Source organism: Virgibacillus natechei (genome assembly GCF_026013645.1).
GTDB lineage: Bacteria > Bacillota > Bacilli > Bacillales > Amphibacillaceae > Virgibacillus_L > Virgibacillus_L natechei.
In genome coordinates, this window is sequence record NZ_CP110224.1 from 1,259,626 (window position 1) to 1,278,293 (window position 18,668).

The 18,668-nt window shown below is 39.2% G+C and carries 11 protein-coding genes and 1 tRNA gene; 10 read left to right on the forward strand and 2 right to left on the reverse strand.

What is annotated here, in order from left to right:
- Positions 1 to 13 precede the first annotated feature (13 nt).
- Positions 14 to 2,017 (reverse strand): S9 family peptidase, encoded by a 2,004-nt coding sequence (locus OLD84_RS06740; RefSeq protein ID WP_209463282.1) that lies wholly within the window; start codon positions 2,015 to 2,017, stop codon positions 14 to 16.
- A 222-nt stretch (positions 2,018 to 2,239) separates the two neighbouring features.
- Positions 2,240 to 3,115 carry a D-amino-acid transaminase gene (gene dat / locus OLD84_RS06745; protein ID WP_209463304.1) on the reverse strand — a complete coding sequence of 292 codons (876 nt, stop codon included), beginning with the start codon at positions 3,113 to 3,115 and terminating at the stop codon, positions 2,240 to 2,242.
- Between the two features lie 272 nt (positions 3,116 to 3,387).
- Here dat and OLD84_RS06750 point away from each other — a divergent pair.
- From OLD84_RS06750 to OLD84_RS06795, 10 genes are all read left to right on the forward strand, one after another.
- Positions 3,388 to 3,461, forward strand: a tRNA-Gly gene (locus OLD84_RS06750).
- Positions 3,462 to 3,609: 148 nt separating this feature from the next.
- A complete protein-coding gene (locus OLD84_RS06755; RefSeq protein WP_209463283.1) occupies positions 3,610 to 5,313 on the forward strand; it encodes an ABC-ATPase domain-containing protein in 1,704 nt (567 codons plus the stop codon).
- A gap of 15 nt (positions 5,314 to 5,328) precedes the next feature.
- Positions 5,329 to 6,474 (forward strand): tRNA epoxyqueuosine(34) reductase QueG, encoded by a 1,146-nt coding sequence (queG, locus tag OLD84_RS06760; RefSeq protein WP_209463284.1) that lies wholly within the window; start codon positions 5,329 to 5,331, stop codon positions 6,472 to 6,474.
- 67 nt (positions 6,475 to 6,541) lie between these two features.
- A complete protein-coding gene (locus OLD84_RS06765) occupies positions 6,542 to 7,387 on the forward strand; it encodes an amidase domain-containing protein (RefSeq protein WP_209463285.1) in 846 nt (281 codons plus the stop codon).
- A 69-nt stretch (positions 7,388 to 7,456) separates the two neighbouring features.
- A complete protein-coding gene (locus OLD84_RS06770) occupies positions 7,457 to 7,930 on the forward strand; it encodes a tRNA (cytidine(34)-2'-O)-methyltransferase (RefSeq protein ID WP_209463305.1) in 474 nt (157 codons plus the stop codon).
- Positions 7,931 to 8,755: 825 nt separating this feature from the next.
- Positions 8,756 to 11,620 carry a 2-oxoglutarate dehydrogenase E1 component gene (locus tag OLD84_RS06775; RefSeq protein ID WP_209463286.1) on the forward strand — a complete coding sequence of 955 codons (2,865 nt, stop codon included), beginning with the start codon at positions 8,756 to 8,758 and terminating at the stop codon, positions 11,618 to 11,620.
- Entirely contained in the window at positions 11,607 to 12,890 is a 1,284-nt protein-coding gene (gene odhB, locus OLD84_RS06780; RefSeq protein ID WP_209463287.1) for a 2-oxoglutarate dehydrogenase complex dihydrolipoyllysine-residue succinyltransferase, read from the forward strand. The genes OLD84_RS06775 and odhB overlap by 14 nt, the downstream gene beginning before the upstream one ends.
- A 911-nt stretch (positions 12,891 to 13,801) precedes the next feature.
- Positions 13,802 to 15,094 carry an NCS2 family permease gene (locus tag OLD84_RS06785; RefSeq protein ID WP_209463288.1) on the forward strand — a complete coding sequence of 431 codons (1,293 nt, stop codon included), beginning with the start codon at positions 13,802 to 13,804 and terminating at the stop codon, positions 15,092 to 15,094.
- A gap of 779 nt (positions 15,095 to 15,873) precedes the next feature.
- Entirely contained in the window at positions 15,874 to 17,061 is a 1,188-nt protein-coding gene (locus OLD84_RS06790) for a NupC/NupG family nucleoside CNT transporter (protein ID WP_209463289.1), read from the forward strand.
- Between the two features lie 327 nt (positions 17,062 to 17,388).
- On the forward strand, positions 17,389 to 18,462 hold the full coding sequence (locus OLD84_RS06795; RefSeq protein ID WP_209463290.1) for an undecaprenyldiphospho-muramoylpentapeptide beta-N-acetylglucosaminyltransferase: 1,074 nt from the start codon (positions 17,389 to 17,391) through the stop codon (positions 18,460 to 18,462).
- Positions 18,463 to 18,668 lie beyond the last annotated feature (206 nt).

Sequence of the window (18,668 nt, forward strand, 5' to 3'; positions counted from 1 at the left end):
AACAGCAAAGTACTTATAAATACTTCTCAAACCAGCGGCCAATATGATTTAAGCGTTCGATTCTCATTTCCGGTTTTCCGCTTCGGCTTAGTTCGTGGCTTGCATCCGGAAAGCGGACGAATTCAACATTTTTGCGTAAATGCTTTAATGTGACAAACAGCTGCTCACCTTGTTCTATCGGACAACGGAAGTCCTTTTCGCCGTGCAGAATCAATAATGGTGTTTCTACATTTTCTGCATATTTCAATGGGGAGAAATTCCATAGTTTCTCAGGGTCTTCCATTAAATGTTTACCAAGTTCCCATTTGGTGAAGAAGTAGCCAATATCACTCACACCATAAAAACTTAACCAATTACTGATTGAACGTTGGGTTACCGCTGCTTTAAAACGGTTCGTATGTCCAACGATCCAGTTGGTCATAAACCCGCCATAGCTTCCTCCGGTTACACCAAGCCGATTTTCATCAATAAAGCTGTAATTTTCCAGCACATAATCGACGGCGCTCATTAAGTCGGTAAAATCTTTCCCACCATAATCAGAGCGGACAGCGTCTACGAATTGTTGCCCGTAGCCATGGCTTCCTCTTGGATTTGTGTACAGTACAACATATCCTTTTGCTGCAAGTAATTGCATTTCATGGAAGAATGCTTGGCCATACATGGCATGCGGACCACCATGAACCTCTAATACAAAGGGATATTTCTTTCCTTCCTCAAAACCATATGGACGAAGGAGCCATCCTTGAATTTCCCAGCCATCATCTGCGGTTACGGTCAATGTTTCTGGTTCAGCAATAGATACTTCATCTAAAAACGTGGCATTCGCATTGGTTAGCCGCTTCAATTCAGATTCACTGTTCAGCTGATAAAAGTTACATGGATTTGTTGGTGTATTGATCCCGAGGATAAACGTTTCAGCTCCTGGATCATAAGAAAATCCAAATACATGGTTATCATCCTTATAAAGTAGTTTCAAATCACTGTCCAATGTAACTTGATACAATCCTGTAGCTCCAAAATCAGTAGCAATAAAGAAGAGATGTTTTTCATCTTTTGCCCAAATTGGTCCTGTAGTGGATTGGCCTAATTTTATGTCTCCAATCATTGCATCACCAAGTTGGATATCCCATTCTTCGCTCAGACAGGTACGTTCTTTTGTCTTGACATCGAATATATAGAGCTCATTTAACGTCGCTCCATCATACACATACTCATGACCGAAACTAGCAATCTTATCTCCATTTGGTGAAAAGCTTGCGTTATGGTAGGCTCCTTCCCCGTTTGTAAGCTTAGTGATATCTTTTGTTGTTCGATTTAACAAAAATAGATCACTGATCAACTCATAATCAGCATCTTTGTTTAAATTGCCAGCAAACAATACGAGGTTTCCATCAGGCGAAATATCCAGATATCCATGATCCGTATCATCCGAGGTTAGTTGGGTGAATGTTTCCTTCTCCATATCAAATAAAACAAGTTGTGAACGCTTGTTGCTATGAAATCCATTTGCATCGGATTTATATTTTAGGCGATTGATAATAAGTGGCTGCTTTTTCTTTTCTTCCGCTTCTTTTTGGCGCTCTTCTTTTGATTGTTCTTTTTGACTATGAACATCATCGTCGGCTTCTAAGGAAGCACTAAAAATAATGTGTTTTCCATCCTTCGACCAATTAGGTTTTCCTGCACCATTCTTAAACGTTGTTAGCTGCCTTGCTTCGCCGCCGTCCGTATGTAGAATCCATAATTGAGGTAAACCGCTTCGGTTGGATTGGAATACGACCTGTTTTCCATCAGGTGAAAAGCGTGGATTACTATTTTTTACGTCACCAAACGTCCATTGCTGTGCTTCACTATCATTTACATGTTGGAAAAATAAGTGGGACTCATACTCTTTCTTATCGTTAATAGTTGTTGATACATAACTATAGGTGGATCCATCTGGTGAGAACCGTGGATCACTAAATACCTCTAGCTTTGTAAAATCCTCTGCTTTTATTGCGCGTTTTGAATTGGACATTAATAGCCTCCTAAAGTTAAAAAGAATTTTCTGAAGTTTGGTTCATTGTAAACTATTTCGAGTTACGAATCAATTAGATTGCCAGATTTTTGGTAGCTATTATCCACCAGCCCAAATCCATTTCGGTTGTAAGCGATCCCTACACGAAACGGTTAAATAACATGGGTGAATTTTCAGCTAATTGATCAAAAAAAGAAACCTTTCGTTACGAATAACAAAAGGTTAGACATTGTGCTTGACATTGGTGTCTTTAATCGCTGCATCTTCCTCATATGCTTTCTGTAGTTGCTTTGTAATCTTTCCAGGTTTTCCATCAGCAATTTGCTTATTGTCAACTTTTATAATAGGTGTAACTTCGGAAGTGCTGCTAGTTAAGAATAGTTCATCTGCGTTAGAAATGTCTTCGATTGTAAATCCTTCTTCATTAAAAGGAATAGCGAGATCGTCAACAAACTTTTCAATACGCATACGAACACAACCGTGCAAAATTTTAGTTGTCGTAGGATGTGTGTAAATCGTTCCATTTTTAACCAGATAGACATTAGATGCACTACATTCTGTCACAAATCCGTCCTTGTGCAGGATAGCTTCATAGCAACCATTTTCTTTAGCTGTCTGTTTGGCGAGTACATTTGGTAAAAGGTTTAAACTTTTAATATAGCAATAATCCCAGCGAGCATCGTGTTCGGTAGTGGCAGAGACACCCGTTTCAAGGTTTTTAATATTACGTGGTAAATCCTGGATATATGCATACATATTTGCAGGTGTATCTACTGGGAAAACATGATCACGCGGTGCTGAGCCACGGGTTAATTGTAAATAAAGTTTTCCATCTACAGTCATATCATTTTGCACCAATAATTTAATCAAATTATTGGTTAATTCTTCTTTGGATACCGTAAGTTCAATCTTTATGGCTTCTGCAGAGCGGTAAAGGCGATCAATATGCTCTTCCAGTAAATAATAAGCTCCGTTATAGATTCGAACGACTTCATATACGCCATCCCCAAATTGTAGACCACGTTCTTCATATGGGTATGTTAATTCATCACGGTGTGTAAACCTGGATTGCGTTAAAATAATTGGATAAATGGACATCATTCAATCCTCCTTAAAACATTGTTACTATTTTATATCTAATTTTTCGAATTGTAAATAGACTATAGATCTAATTTACCAGTTTAACAGAAATTCGACTAAATACGGCACGTCCTTGAGACAAAATCGCGATTTACTACAAAATTTGTTAAAAAGTGATTTTTTCTATTGCTTTGAATGTAAAAACTTGTTATAGTTAAAAGTACATTAACAAATGAGTTACACAATACATATTGAGTCATGAACCAATTTAAATTAGTTTTTACAGCGATGCGGGTGTAGTTTAGTGGTAAAACCTCAGCCTTCCAAGCTGATGATGTGGGTTCGATTCCCATCACCCGCTCCATACATAAGTCTTAACGCAGTGTTTCGTAATTAGCTTACGAAATGTTGCGTTTTTTATTTCTATTATCTATATCTACTGCTTTACTTGAATTTTATGTTTTGACCATAGTATTCTTAAAGTACTAAACTACTGAATTTGAGGGGTTTTCATGAAAAAACTATTACAACAATTAAAACAATTAGATAATAAGAGCTATAAAGCTTATAAAGATGTGCAGGGGCATTATAGTCATGATGATTATGAGTTATATATAGATTATGTTCAGGGCGACCCTTTTGCGACGCCATCGAAAATAAGGGTTGTAATTGGGCGGCATAAGCGCTCGGTAAAAACCGATTGGTTGCAGTCCTATTCAAGAAAAACCGCTACTGAAAATATAATTGCCCATACAGTTGGCAAAGCTATTGCTAATCACCAATTCTCTATAAAAGGAACCGGTAAAAGTGGAGCAATCCTGTTTGATAGTCCAGGCCAAGAAGTTCTTGAACGGAGTGCTGTTCAAATAACTTCCGAATCGATTACCGTTTGTATTTCCGTAGGACTTCCTGCAAACGGACGAAAAATTAATGGAAGAGAAGCAGAAAAGTTATTTGCTCAAGCAATACCAACGATTATTCAAAATTCCATTTTTACTATTACAGATAAACAAATTGTTAAAGCCATAAAACTGGCCGATCAACAGGATGCCATCCGTTTAGAAATGCAGCAAAACAATTGGATTTCTTTTATTGCAAATGGATCTATTCTCCCAAGGGCAAGTGGTGTCAGTAATCGTCCGTTACAAAAAGCAATTCCGTTTCACAGCCCATCAGAAAATGAGGTGTCTATTGATATTCCTCACCAAATAGAACCTATTAAAGGAATGGCAATTAAGAAAGGTATAACCTTGATTGTTGGCGGTGGTTATCATGGAAAAAGTACCTTGTTACAGGGGATTGAACGTGGTGTTTATTCCCATGTAGAAGGAGATGGCCGTGAGTATGTATTAACAGATCCTGATGCCGTGAAAATCCGTGCAGAGGATGGAAGAAAGATTACAGGTGTGAATATTTCACCATTTATTAATAATTTACCACACGGACAAGATACACAATTCTTCTCCACGGAAAACGCGAGTGGAAGTACATCACAATCAGCTAATGTGATGGAGGCGCTCGAAGTCGGTGCAACGACCTTGTTAATCGATGAAGATACGAGCGCAACAAACTTTATGATTCGAGATCATCGTATGCAGCAATTGGTGGTTAGCGATAAGGAACCAATTACTCCTTTCATTGATAAAGTAAAACAAATGCGCGATCAGCTTGATGTATCGACAGTTCTTGTGATGGGTGGTTCCGGTGATTATTTTGCAGTAGCGGACTCCGTTATTATGATGGAGGCATATGCCCCTCATAACGTAACGACTCAGGCTAGGGATATCATGGAAGCATATCCATTAGAACGTGATACGTTATCAGAAGATGCATTTGGATCGATAACCAATCGGTATTTCAAGCAAAACACCTTGCAAACAAAAAAGGGGAATCGTTCGAAGACGCAAGCTAGAGGATTATCGAAAATTAGTATGGGAAGAATCGATATCGAATTTGATGATACCGAACAATTAGTGGATCCTTCGCAAACGCGAATGATTGCGGAAATCATTCAATATTTGGATCGGCCAAATGCCCTGCAACGTAAATCATTAAATGAACTCCTAACAGAACTGGAACAGCAAATAGATACCCGGGGGCTGGCTTCGTTTACGACGTTTAAGAATCAACATCCTGGCGATATTGCTCGGCCACGCCGCTATGAAATCGCTGCTGTATTAAATCGAATCCGTACAGCAAACGTTAACCAAAAATAGAAGGGGAGGGTTTTTATGAATACCGAACAACTTAAACAGGAAATTATCGACTATAGTAAAGAAATTGGTATTGATAAAATTGGCTTTGCCTCTGCAGATGTATTTGGTGAATTAAGAGAACGCCTGAGACGTCAACAGGAACTAAAGTATCAATCAGGCTTTGAAAAAGGAACGATTGAAGAACGAACAGAACCAGAGCGCTTATTACCTGAAGCGCAGTCCATTATTTCAATTGCTATAGCCTATCCATCTCGTATGAAAGATGCACCAAAGAGTACGAAAGAAGAACGGAGGGGGCTTTTCGCGCGGGCATCATGGGGAACGGATTATCACACGGTTTTACGCGATCGCCTGAGAAAATTGGAAGCTTTTATCAAGGAGAAAGTTCCAGATGTGCAAAATAAATTAATGGTTGATACGGGAGAACTTTCGGATCGAGCAGTGGCGGAACGCGCTGGAATTGGATTCAGTGGTAAAAACACTTCCATCATAACGCCTGAGTTCGGTTCTTATGTCTATCTCGGTGAATTAATGACGAATGTTCCATTTATCCCAGACGACCCGGTTGACGATAGTTGCGGGGAATGCACAAAATGTATTGATGCTTGTCCTACAGGTGCTATCGTTGAAGGTGGGCAATTAAATGCACAGCGGTGTATCGCATTTTTGACACAAACAAAGGATTATTTACCAGACGAATTCCGTACAAAAATCGGGAATCGTGTCTATGGTTGTGATACCTGTCAATTAGTCTGTCCGAAAAATAAAAAGGTCGATTTTCATAATCATCCAGAACTTGAACCTGAGCACGATGTTGCTAAGCCAAAACTTAAACCAATGTTACGTATTTCCAATCGTGAATTTAAAGAAACATTTGGCCATATAGCTGGATCCTGGAGGGGAAAAAAGCCTCTACAGCGTAATGCACTAATTGCCCTTGGGCATTATAAGGATAAGACCGCTGTTGAAGAGATGATTGCTGTCATGAATAATGATCCACGACCAGTAATCCGGGGGACAGCTGGATGGTCATTAGGGAAAATTGGTACAGAAGAAGCTTACGAAGCCATTACTATTGCAATGAAAAATGAAACGGATGTGGGTGTGCTGTATGAAATGCAGAAAGGACTTGATTTTCGACAGGAACTATCTATGAAGTAAATTTTATTCTTAAAAGAAATACTTTGCCAAGCATCCTCTCCATATATTCATAATGGAGGGGATTTTAATGGGAATGTTAAAGGAAATATGGCTTGATTTTTTTAAGAGTGAACGCAATGCAGATGATTGGTGGACGCGAAAAAAAGCATTATTAAAAAAACGAGAAGCTGAAATTGTGCGTATTGAAGGGAATGGAGAAATTTTTCGCAAGGTTCGTTATGAAAATGAAATGGAATACGCTTATTTACTACATGTAACATTTTTAACGAAACAGCAGGATGTTTTTCATATGGAAGAACAGGTTATACCATATGAATTCCAGTTAGTTGATGGAGAAATAACAAATCATAAACAAATACCCCCCGAAATTCAGAAGCGTTCGAAACAACCAATTGTACCAGAGCAATCAGTTGAAAATGAAGACTTGCGTTTTTCCTATGATCGCCTAGCTGCCGTGCAATATGCAGAACGATGGTGGAACAGTTACAATCCTGAATATAGAAAGTTTGATGTGGATTGTACGAATTACGTGTCACAATGCCTACATGCAGGTGGTGCACCAATGCGGGGGGCTCCGGTTAGAGATCAGGGTTGGTGGTATCAAGGTGATAACTGGAGCTTTAGCTGGGCGGTTGCACACTCCTTAAGATGGTATTTAAGTGGGTCTGCAGAAGGATTGCAGGGAAAAGAGGTAGAAAATGCGGAAACACTAATACCGGGTGATGTGATTTGCTATGACTTTGAAGGTGATGGGCGCTGGGATCATAACACGATCGTTGTTGCAAAAGATTCACATAATATGCCGCTCGTCAATGCTCATACAGATAATAGCCGGAATCGCTATTGGTCCTATGAGGATTCTAGAGCCTGGACCCCCAATACGCAGTATAAATTTTTTAGGATTGGTGAGTAGTAAAGGTTGTTCAGAACTAGTCGTGGTATAATAGGATGGTTATAAATGATGGTAAGGAGAAATGAATACGTGAGTTTACATGTTGTTTTATATCAACCAGAAATACCTGCCAATACAGGGAATATTGCGAGAACATGTCTGGGAGCGAATGCTACCCTCCATTTAATCCATCCACTAGGCTTTTCTACAGATAATAAAATGGTGCGCCGAGCTGGATTGGATTACTGGGAAGATGCAGATGTTTTAGAATATGATTCGATTGATCAATTGTATGAAAAGTATCCAGAGGGAGCGTTTTACTATATTGAAAATTTCGGTACGAAGCACTATACAGACTATGATTATAGCAATATTAACGAGGACTTATTCTTTGTTTTCGGCAGAGAAACAGATGGGATTCCGAGAGAACTGCTAGAAGGCAAAGAGGACAGGTGCCTGCGAATTCATATGACGGATAAGGTGCGCTCCCTTAATTTGTCTAATACAGCGGCAATCATTATTTATGAAGCGTTAAGGCAACAAGGTTTCCCACATATGAAGTAAAAAAACGCCATGTAAAAATTTACATGGCGTTTTTTAGTTGCATAGGAAACTATAGAATTTAAATGCTGTGGATAACTTAGTTACCGAAATATCCGCGTCCAGTTCCAGCGCCTAGCAACTATCAAACTTCACACTCCTCCACTACGATAAAGAAGACTTGCCGATTGGCTCCGCCAGAGGCTTAGTCGCACTTATACCCTTGTGGTGAAAGTCAACATCGACTCACATTGCGCAGTGGAAGTGCGTGGCAACGTTGAACCACCCGCGATGCGCGGGCGCAGTTTGTACGTTGCTAAACGGGCGCTTTCACTTTTGTTCTTATTGATTTTTTTTAGGGACACCTGGTTTGGACTCGTATGCTGAAGTTAGGCATGCTGTTAAAAATACAACAATTACACCCATTATTAATGCTAAGTTCATGCGAGCATCCTCCTTTTACATCTATCTGAATCAGATGGTGAATAATTTTCATTATACCCACATTATACAGAAGAATCCCGATAATTGAAAGGAAAGGTTAAAACTTTTGATCATACACCGAATGTATAAGAGTTTCTAAGGATGCAAAGAATGTACGCATAAAAATCTTTTTAACGAATGCCAATTTTTTCAAAAATGAAAGGGGAAAGTCGATCACATATACGACAGAATAATAGGAATATTTATTTTAATAATCTTTTTTTAAATATCGAATTAGATATATTGTATCCTTGCATAAAATAGAGTATATTAGTTGATGAAGTCAATTGTCAGTTCTATAATGTATATGAGCGTAAATAATCGCAATGAAGCGGTTAAAGTTAACTTCTAATGGGGGTATCAGACGTGGCACAGAATGAAGAATCTAGTGAAAGATTCTGGAGACAGTTTAACGGTCCAAATATGGGGTATGTAGAGGAACAGTATGATTTATATAAAGAGGATCCAGAAGCTATAGATCCGACTAACAAAGAAATGTTCGATAAATACGGGGCCCCTCAATGGTTAAAAGCAGGAGATAGCGAAGCCCAAGTTATTTCTGAGAAAACATCTAAAAATGATATCAAAAAGTTAACCTCGGCAATGAAACTTGTTGAGGCTATTCGTCGTTATGGGCATTTGGAGGCAGATATTTATCCAGTAGGTCTTCAAAGGGAACGAAAATCTGATTTAGTTAATCCAAAGAAATATGGGTTAAGCGATGACGACCTAGAAAATATACCAGCCAATTGGTTGTGGGAGAAAGCCCCAAGCAATGTTGAAAACGGCTTGGATGTTATTAAAGAACTTAAGAAGTATTACACGGGTACCATTACATTTGAATACGATCATGTCAATAACGATGATGAACGAACGTGGTTACTGGAATTAATAGAAGCTGGAGAAGCGCGTTTGGATTTATCTGATGAAGACAAACAGGCATTACTAGAGCGTCTTGCTCATGTCGAAGGTTTTGAAGGATTCCTGCAAAAAACATTTGTTGGGCAGAAACGCTTTTCAATTGAAGGTCTGGAATCGATGGTACCAATGCTTGATCAGATTGTGAAATATGCTTCTGCAGATAAGATTGATAATATCATGATGGGAATGGCCCACCGCGGTCGTCTATCCGTTTTGGCGCATGTGCTAGGAAAGCCATATGACATGATTTTCTCTGAATTTCATCATTCACCAGATAAAGAATTAATGCCTTCTGAAGGGTCTATGGGTATTAACCATGGTTGGACAGGAGATGTAAAATATCACCTTGGTGCAACGAAAGAAGTCAAGCAGGAGTCTGAAACCGCAACACGTATTACATTGGCTCATAATCCATCACACCTTGAGTTTGTAAATCCAGTAGTGGAAGGATTCGCACGTGCTGCACAGGATGATCACTCCGAAAAAGGCTATCCAAAACGTGAAGATAATAAAGCTTTTGGTGTACTCATTCATGGTGACGCTGCGTTTATTGGTGAGGGTGTTGTTGCTGAAACATTAAATCTGAGTGGGTTACCAGGATATACAACTGGTGGATCGGTTCATATTATCGCAAACAACTTGGTTGGTTATACAACAAACCAGAGAGATGGACGTTCAACGCGTTACGCTAGTGATTTAGCAAAGGGTTTTGAAATACCGATTATTCATGTAAACGCTGACGATCCTATCGCTTGTATTTCAGCAGTTAGAATCGCATATGAGTACCGCCAAAAATTCCATAAGGATTTTCTTATTGATTTAGTTGGTTATCGACGTTATGGCCATAATGAAATGGATGAGCCAAGATCAACACAACCAAAACTTTATCAGGATATTGATGACCACCCTACAGCAGCGAATGTGTTTGCTAAAGTATTAGAAGAGAAGGGTGTACTTGATACGGAAGGGTTCACCAATATAACCGAAAGAGTCGAAAGTGATTTACGTGATATTTATGAGAGCATGAAAGAAAATGAAACCGGTGAAGCCGAGTCGGAAGATATTCCGAAAGCGCTATTAAATGGACTTGATCAATTTGATACGTCAGTTTCACTTGATAGGCTGCAAGCTTTGAACAAAGGTCTGATGAAGCGGCCAGAAGGATTTAACAGTTTTAAAAAGGTAGAAAAAATACTGAAGCGTCGTGAGAATGCATTAGATGAAGGTAACAAAGCGGACTGGGGTACAGGAGAAGCATTGGCATATGCATCCATTTTACAAGACGGCACACCTATTCGTTTGACTGGACAAGATACAGAAAGGGGAACCTTTGCACACCGTCATCTGATCTTACACGATACCGAAAATAGTGATGAGTATAGTCCGTTGCACGGATTGGAAGAAGCAAATGCTTCATTTGACATTCGAAATAGTCCATTGTCCGAAGCAGGTGTATTAGGCTTTGAATACGGGTATAGTGTACATTCAGAAGAGACATTGGTCATTTGGGAAGCGCAATTTGGTGACTTTGCTAATGCGGCACAAGTCGTATTTGATCAATTTATATCTGCCGCTCGTGCAAAATGGGGCGAGCAATCAAATATGGTAATGTTATTGCCACATGGTTATGAAGGTCAAGGTCCAGAGCACTCTAGTGCACGATTGGAACGGTTCCTGCAAATGGCTGCAGAAAACAACTGGATTGTCGCAAATGTTACGTCATCTGCTCAATTCTTCCATTTAATTCGCAGACAAGCAGCTCTAAAAGGACGCGAAGAAGCAAGGCCATTAGTCCTGATGACACCAAAGAGTTTGTTGCGTAACCAGCGCATTGGATCTGCCGCAAAAGAGTTTACAGAAGGTAAATTCGAACCCTTGCGTCAGCAACCCAATTTGGATGTCAGCAAGGATGATGTTAAACGCTTACTAATCGGGAGTGGTAAAATCATGGTTGATATTGAAGAAGCAACCGATAATTCGGATGATACGTTCGAATGGCTACAAGTATTGCGCGTTGAACAGATTTATCCATTCCCTAAAAAGCAAATAGAAAATGTTATAAAAGAGTTACCAAATTTAGAAGAAGTCGTATGGGTACAAGAAGAACCGAAGAACATGGGAAGCTGGGATTTCGTTGACGAATACTTAAGAGATCTTCTACAAGAGGAGCAAACTCTACGGTACATTGGAAGGCCAAATCGTGCTTCACCAGCGGTTGGTGTCCCAAATGTTCATAAAACCGAGCAAAGTCAGCTCATTCAAAAAGCAATCAAACCATCAAAAGGAGGAGAATCCAGTGAGCGAAATTAAAATTCCAGAACTTGCAGAATCCATTACAGAAGGTACTATTGCTGAGTGGCTAGTAAAAAAAGGTGATAAAATAGAAAAAGGTGATCCGGTTGTTGAACTGGAAACCGATAAAATAAATGTCGAGGTTAATTCCGATTTTTCTGGTGTCATCACTGAAATTATTAGCGATGAAGGTGATGATGTGGAAGTTGGCGATGTCATCGGTAAAATAGATGAAAACGGTGAAGCATCTGGCGATACGGAAGAAGACTCCAAAGAAAAACCAAAAGAAGAACCGAAAAAAGATTCAAAAGAAGAAGAGCAAGTTATTGAAGACAAGGATGAAACCTCTAAAAAGGAAGAAACAGAGGATGATAGCACCAATGACGTCGTTGCTTCTCCTGCAGCGAGAAAGCGTGCGCGTGAGTTAGATATTGATTTGAGTTCGGTCAGTCCTCGTGATCCACTGGGGCGCGTTCGTCCAGAAGATGTAGATGCAGCAGCAAAAGGGGAAGATAAAAAGAAAGAATCCAAACCTGCTCCTGCCAAGAAAGAAGAGCCTAAAAAATCGGAGAAAACAGAGTTTGAAAAACCAGTTAAGCGTGAGAAAATGTCACGTCGTCGCCAAACAATAGCTAAACGACTTGTGGAAGCTCAGCATAATGCTGCAATGCTTACAACGTTTAACGAAGTAGATTTGACAGAAGTAATGAAAATTCGTAGCGAACGAAAAGAAAAATTCGTTAATAAACATGGCGTAAAACTTGGCTTCATGTCATTCTTCACAAAAGCAGTTATAGGAGCATTAAAAGAGTTTCCGTACTTAAATGCAGAAATTCAAGACAATGAAATTGTACTGAAAGATTTCTACGATATTGGTATCGCTGTATCTGCTGAAGATGGTCTTGTTGTGCCGGTTGTACGTGATGCAGATAAACTGGATTTTGCGGGTGTAGAAAGTAAAATTGGTGAACTTGGTAAAAAAGCTCAAGACAATAAATTAGGACTGGATGAAATGTCAGGTGGCTCATTTACGATAACGAATGGTGGTACGTTCGGGTCGCTGATATCCACGCCAATATTAAATGCACCACAAGTAGGGATTTTAGGGATGCATAATATTCAAAAACGTGCGATGGTAATGCCAGACGATTCCATTGAAGTTCGACCAATGATGTATACAGCCCTTTCTTATGATCACCGAATTGTTGACGGTAAAGATGCTGTTCAGTTCTTGGTGCGCATCAAAGAATTACTCGAAGATCCGTATGATTTATTATTAGAAGGATAAAAGATAATCTAACCCTCACTATGCTCTTGAGCATAGTGAGGGTTTTTTGGTTGCATAGGAAACTATAGAATTTAAAAGCTGTGGATAACTTATACACTGGAATAGCCACGTCCAGCTCCAGCGCCCAGCAACTATCAAACTTCACACTCCTCCACTACGATAAAGAAGACTTACTGATTGCCAAGCCGGCAGGCGTAGGCAGAAGTAAAGTCGCACTTATACCCTTGTGGTGAAAGTCAACATTGACTCGCTTCGTTCGTCGTGTTTCCTTTATCTCATTGCGGAGTGCTCCAGTTTGTATGTTGCTAAACGGGCGCTTGCACTTTTGTTCTTAGGTTATTTTCTAAAAGCTTGGGACTGGGACTGCGCTTACTCGTCCCACTGAAAAGAATTGTTGTTTTTAATCCTAGCAGTTGATATAGAATACGGTGGACACGCAATAGAGAGAATTTACTATAATAAAATCATCAATGAAACGGAGCGTGTCCTCAATAAGCATACGATATGACCAAGAATTTAAACAGTAAATTGCACGAGGAAGCGGGAGACTACCTCACTCGAGCGACAGAAGCTTCTACTCGAGCAAGTAGGTGCCTCATTCGAGCGGCAGTGACAATTTTGAAGGTTGGGGCTCGAACTCAGAGGGGGGACGCTCGACTTGGAGATGCTGGCGCTCGACCTAGCCATCCTCTCGCTCGACCTAGAGATGCTCATCTTATATAGAATGAGTGGAAGTCACGCTAAAGCTACGTCGCAATTTATAGATTTTTCTTGTGTCGAAAAACAACAATAGTTTAGAAAGAACCTTGTTTAAAAAAATCACAGGAAATTATTAATTCTTATTGCAAAAAGATCTAAAAACGAATAATATAGGTAATGTTGTTTAAATCATTCGGAAAGAAGGGTGTTCAATGAATAAATTCTTCAAACTAAAACAAAATAATACAAATATCCGAACAGAATTTGTTGCCGGGGTAACAACTTTCCTTACAATGGCTTATATTGTTATCGTTAATCCTGCCATTTTAACTTCAGCAGGGGTTCCTTTTGATCAAGTCTTTATGGCAACAGTTATTGCAGCGGTTGTTGGATCTTTGTATATGGGTTTCTTTGCAAACTACCCAATTGCAATAGCTCCAGGTATGGGGTTGAATGCTTATTTTGCTAGTGTGGTCGCGACACAGGGATTATCCTATCAAGTCGTGTTTGGTGCTGTCTTCATAGCGGGTATTCTTTTTATTTTATTAAGTTTAACTAGATTACGGGAAACATTAATTGCTGCAATCCCTGCATCATTAAAGTACGGAATCACCTCTGGTATCGGGTTGTTTATCGCATTTGTAGGCTTAAGAAATGCAGGGCTGGTTATCCCTGATGAGGCAAATCTTGTTGGTTTAGGCGATTTAAGTGATCCGATGATACTATTAACGATTAGCGGTTTATTTATAACATTGATATTATTTGTATTAAAAATAAAGGGTGCTCTATTTTTAGGGATGCTTGCAACTGGAGTCATTGCATTTTTTACAGGGCAGCTGGAAATTACAGAAAATGTTATATCAGCGCCACCAATGCCTGTCTTTTTTGATTTGGATATAGGTGGGGTATTCACGAACGGATTATATACTGTTGTTTTTGCTTTCTTATTAGTAACCATTTTCGATACAACAGGGACGATGATTGGAGTTGCAGAACAAGCTGGCTTTATGAAGAACGGGAAATTCCCTCGTGCCAAGCAAGCTTTATTAGCAGATGCAACCGCAACAACTGTAGGTTCTGCTTTTGGGACAAGTCCTTCAACAGCTTACATTGAATCTAGTTCAGGTGTGGCAGCAGGTGGAAGAACGGGGTTAACATCGATTATAGTTGCAGGATTTTTTGCATTATCCGTTTTCTTCACGCCAATTGTACAGGTTATTGCAAATATACCTGCTATAACGTCACCAGTGTTGATTATTGTTGGTTGTTTTATGATGGAAGGACTATCTAAAGTTGATTGGAAATCCTTTGATGAGGCTTTTCCTGCTTTTATAGTTATTCTTACCATGCCGTTCACGTCAAGTATAGCTACTGGAATCGCAATCGGATTTATAACATATCCACTTCTAAAACTAGTAGGTGGAAAAGGAAAAGAAGTGCACTGGATTCTGTATTTATTTGCTATTATTTTCATACTGCAAATGGCATTCTTTCCAGCACATTAATAAAAAATAATTCATCCAAGATGTACGTAGTTTAATTTTGGAGTACAAAACATAATTTGTACCCTTAGTTGAACTACTTTTTTATACACCAGGAAACTATAGAATTTAAAAGCTGTGGATAACTTATACACTGCAATAGCCACGTCCAGCTCCAGCGCCCAGCAACTATCAAACTTCACACTCCTCCACTACGATAAAGAAGACTTACTGATTGCCAAGCCGGCAGGCGTAGGCAGAAGTAAAGTCGCACTTATGCCCTGTGGGTGAAAAGAAGACTTGCCGATTGGCTCTGCCAGAGGCTTAGTCGCACTTATACCCTTGTGGTGAAAGTCAACATCGACTCCCTTCGTTCGTCGTGTTTCCTTTATCTCATTGCGGCAGTGGAAGTTCAACTAAAACCGCCACTTTGCGTGGCAACGTTGAACCACCCGCGATGTGCGGGCGCAGTTTGTACGTTGCTAAACGGGCGCTTGCGCTTTTGTTCTTTGGTTTTTCAGGTCGTCTCACTCTGAATAGGGTTTCCGCAGGACTAAAAACGTGGCAGTCATTCGCTCCGCGGACGCTCAGTTGTTCCGCGCGCACATTGCGGTGTCTACTAAGACATGAGGATTTTAAACACAACGTTTTAGAAAAAGCATGTTACTAAAGCGGTTTTCAGGGTATTACTACTAGTAGAAGAAACAGAAAAAATAAACATTTGCATGACGTCTGACCACTTGTTACAATAATCTTGTAATTATAAATGAAAACCATTACAAAAAATAGAGGGGGAAGACCTAATGGGGATTATACTAGGGCTTTTGGCTATTATTATTGTCCTGGGCATAGCATACTTAATGTCGAATGATAAGAAGAATATCAACTATAAAGGCATTGGAATTATGTTGTTAGCACAACTAATAATAACCTGGTTTATGTTTACAACTCAAATTGGACAAACGATTATTAATGGTATAGCGGAAGGTTTTAATAAATTAATTGAATTTGGAACAGAAGGCATCATGTTTGTGGTAGGTGGATTTGAACTTCAGGAAGGTGGCGTTTTCTTCTTTGATGTTCTATTACTCATCATCTTTTTTGCAACAATTCTTTCCGTCTTAACGTATTTAAAAATACTTCCTCCGATTATTAAATACTTGGGTGGAATTATTTCTAAAATAACTGGATTACCAAAAGTAGAATCATTTAATGCTGTTAATAGTATCTTTTTTGGACAGTCAGAGGCATTGATAGCGATTCGTTCACAATTTCACCATTTAAATAATAATCGCTTATACATTGTCAGTGCATCAGCTATGAGTTCTGTTTCAGCTTCAATCGTGGGTGCTTATTTGCAAATGCTGCCACCTGAATATGTACTCGTAGCATTACCATTGAATATGTTTAGTGCTATAATGGTTGCATCTATTATTGCACCTGTTAATGTTTCGAAGGAAGAAGATCATGTAGACGTGGAGAATGTTTCAGAGGATAGAAGTGTTTTTGAGGCAATGGGAAATGGTGCACTTGAAGGTGGTAAAATAGCCTTAATTGTTGCCGCCATGTTAATTGCTTTTATTGCATCATTGGAATTAGTCAACTGGTTAATTCAATTAGTGTTTGCTGGAATAACCTTGCAAGAGATACTAGGTTACATTATTGCACCAATCGGTATGTTAATGGGTATTGCTCCAAGTGAGGTAGTGGAAGCTGGATCCGTAATGGGAACCAAAATTGTAACAAACGAATTTGTTGCTATGCTTAGTTTCGAGCCGATGCTTGATACAATGTCCGAAAAAACAGTCGGTATTGTAACGGTGTTCCTAACAAGCTTTGCAAACTTCTCATCCATTGGGATAATTGCAGGTACGGTTAAGGGAATTGACAGTACTAAAGCAGGGGCTGTATCGGCATTTGGGATGAAACTTCTTATCGGAGCTACATTGGCATCAACACTGTCAGCAACGGTAGTTGGGCTTTTCCTGTAGATGAATAATGCAATTAAAAAACCGCCAATTTAGGCGGTTTTTTAATATATAGCAATTTATCGCAGTTTAACGGACAAGTCGACTAAAGATAGCAGACGCCACAAAAGTGCAATTGCGCCACTACTTAATCCAACATTAAATACATACCAACTTGGGTTATCAGAATAGAATTAGAATAATACAGAATACCTTAAACTTTTCTCTTGTTATCCTTTGTTTCATACATAATATGCTTCCTTTTTTTAATGATTTCTTATAGGATAGAGAGAGTCATAAAGATTATTATACTGTTTTATTTCGCAATGCGAAAGAGAGGAAGAACATTTCATGAAAAAGAAGCGAATTCTCTTCACTGGCGGTGGAACGGCAGGTCACGTAATTGTTAATTTGGCACTTATTCCATCATACCAGCGCGATGGTTGGGAAATTGATTATATAGGGTCAAAGGATGGAATTGAAAGAAAGCTTATCGGACAATTGGATGGTGTTACCTATCACCCGATTTCAACAGGTAAGTTGCGCCGTTATGCATCCAAGGAGAACCTTAAAGATCCATTTAAAGTATTGAAAGGAACCATGCAAGCATGGCGTATTATTGGAAAACAAAAACCTACAATTATATTTTCCAAAGGAGGTTTTGTGTCTGTTCCTGTTGTTGCTGCCGCTAAATTACGGAGTGTACCAGCAGTCATTCATGAATCCGATTATACACCAGGACTAGCAAATAAAATTGCGATTCCTTTTGCCAAAAAAGTCCTGGCAACATTTGAAGAAACCATGCAATACTTACCTGAGAAAAAAGCAGCGTACGTTGGTGCTGTGATTCGTGACGAACTGTACCAAGGGAATAAGGAAAAAGGCTTAGCATTCGCAGGTCTCAGAAAAGATAAACCAGTTCTGCTAATAATGGGGGGGAGCGGTGGTTCCGAGAAAATTAATACGACAGTAAGAGCTAGTTTGCCTAAGTTATTACCTTCATTTCAAATAATTCATATATGTGGTCACGATAAGGTTGACGAGTCGATTAATGAAAATGGATATGCGCAATTTGAGTACGTGAATGAAGAATTGAAGGATATATTCGCGGCGACGGATTATGTATTGTCACGCGCAGGTTCAAACGCAATTTTTGAGTTCTTGGCATTGCGAATACCAATGCTTCTTATCCCGCTGTCAATAGGAGCTAGTAGAGGAGATCAAATTGTAAATGCCAAGTCATTTACGGAAAAAAGATACGCGCGATCCATGGAAGAAGAAGCATTATCAAAGGAGTCGTTAGTAGAAGAACTGCTACAATTGGAAGAATTTGCACCGCTAATGATTGAAACGATGCAAGATTATAAAAGTGAAAAGGCACGGGAACGGGTTATAGCAATCATAAATGAAACAAGAAAAGGATAGAAGAAGATTTACTGATAATGTGATCATACTAATTATAGAAAATCTCTCCTGGTTGATTACCAAGAGAGATTTTATTATTTAAAAAGGAATATTACGAGAAAACTGAACATTTTGACTCATATCCAAATAATAATCAATTCAAAGTTATAGCGAGGTAAATAGCTTATATAGCTGATATCACCCAATATTATGAATGTAATGCAATA

Excerpts from the sequence above, each read along its gene's own strand:
- OLD84_RS06740 (WP_209463282.1), bottom strand. The coding sequence starts at position 2,017 with ATGTCCAATTCAAAACGCGCAATAAAAGCAGAGGATTTTACAAAGCTA.
- dat (WP_209463304.1), bottom strand. The coding sequence starts at position 3,115 with ATGTCCATTTATCCAATTATTTTAACGCAATCCAGGTTTACACACCGT.
- OLD84_RS06755 (WP_209463283.1), top strand. The coding sequence starts at position 3,610 with ATGAAAAAACTATTACAACAATTAAAACAATTAGATAATAAGAGCTAT.
- queG (WP_209463284.1), top strand. The coding sequence starts at position 5,329 with ATGAATACCGAACAACTTAAACAGGAAATTATCGACTATAGTAAAGAA.
- OLD84_RS06765 (WP_209463285.1), top strand. The coding sequence starts at position 6,542 with ATGGGAATGTTAAAGGAAATATGGCTTGATTTTTTTAAGAGTGAACGC.
- OLD84_RS06785 (WP_209463288.1), top strand. The coding sequence starts at position 13,802 with ATGAATAAATTCTTCAAACTAAAACAAAATAATACAAATATCCGAACA.
- OLD84_RS06790 (WP_209463289.1), top strand. The coding sequence starts at position 15,874 with ATGGGGATTATACTAGGGCTTTTGGCTATTATTATTGTCCTGGGCATA.
- OLD84_RS06795 (WP_209463290.1), top strand. The coding sequence starts at position 17,389 with ATGAAAAAGAAGCGAATTCTCTTCACTGGCGGTGGAACGGCAGGTCAC.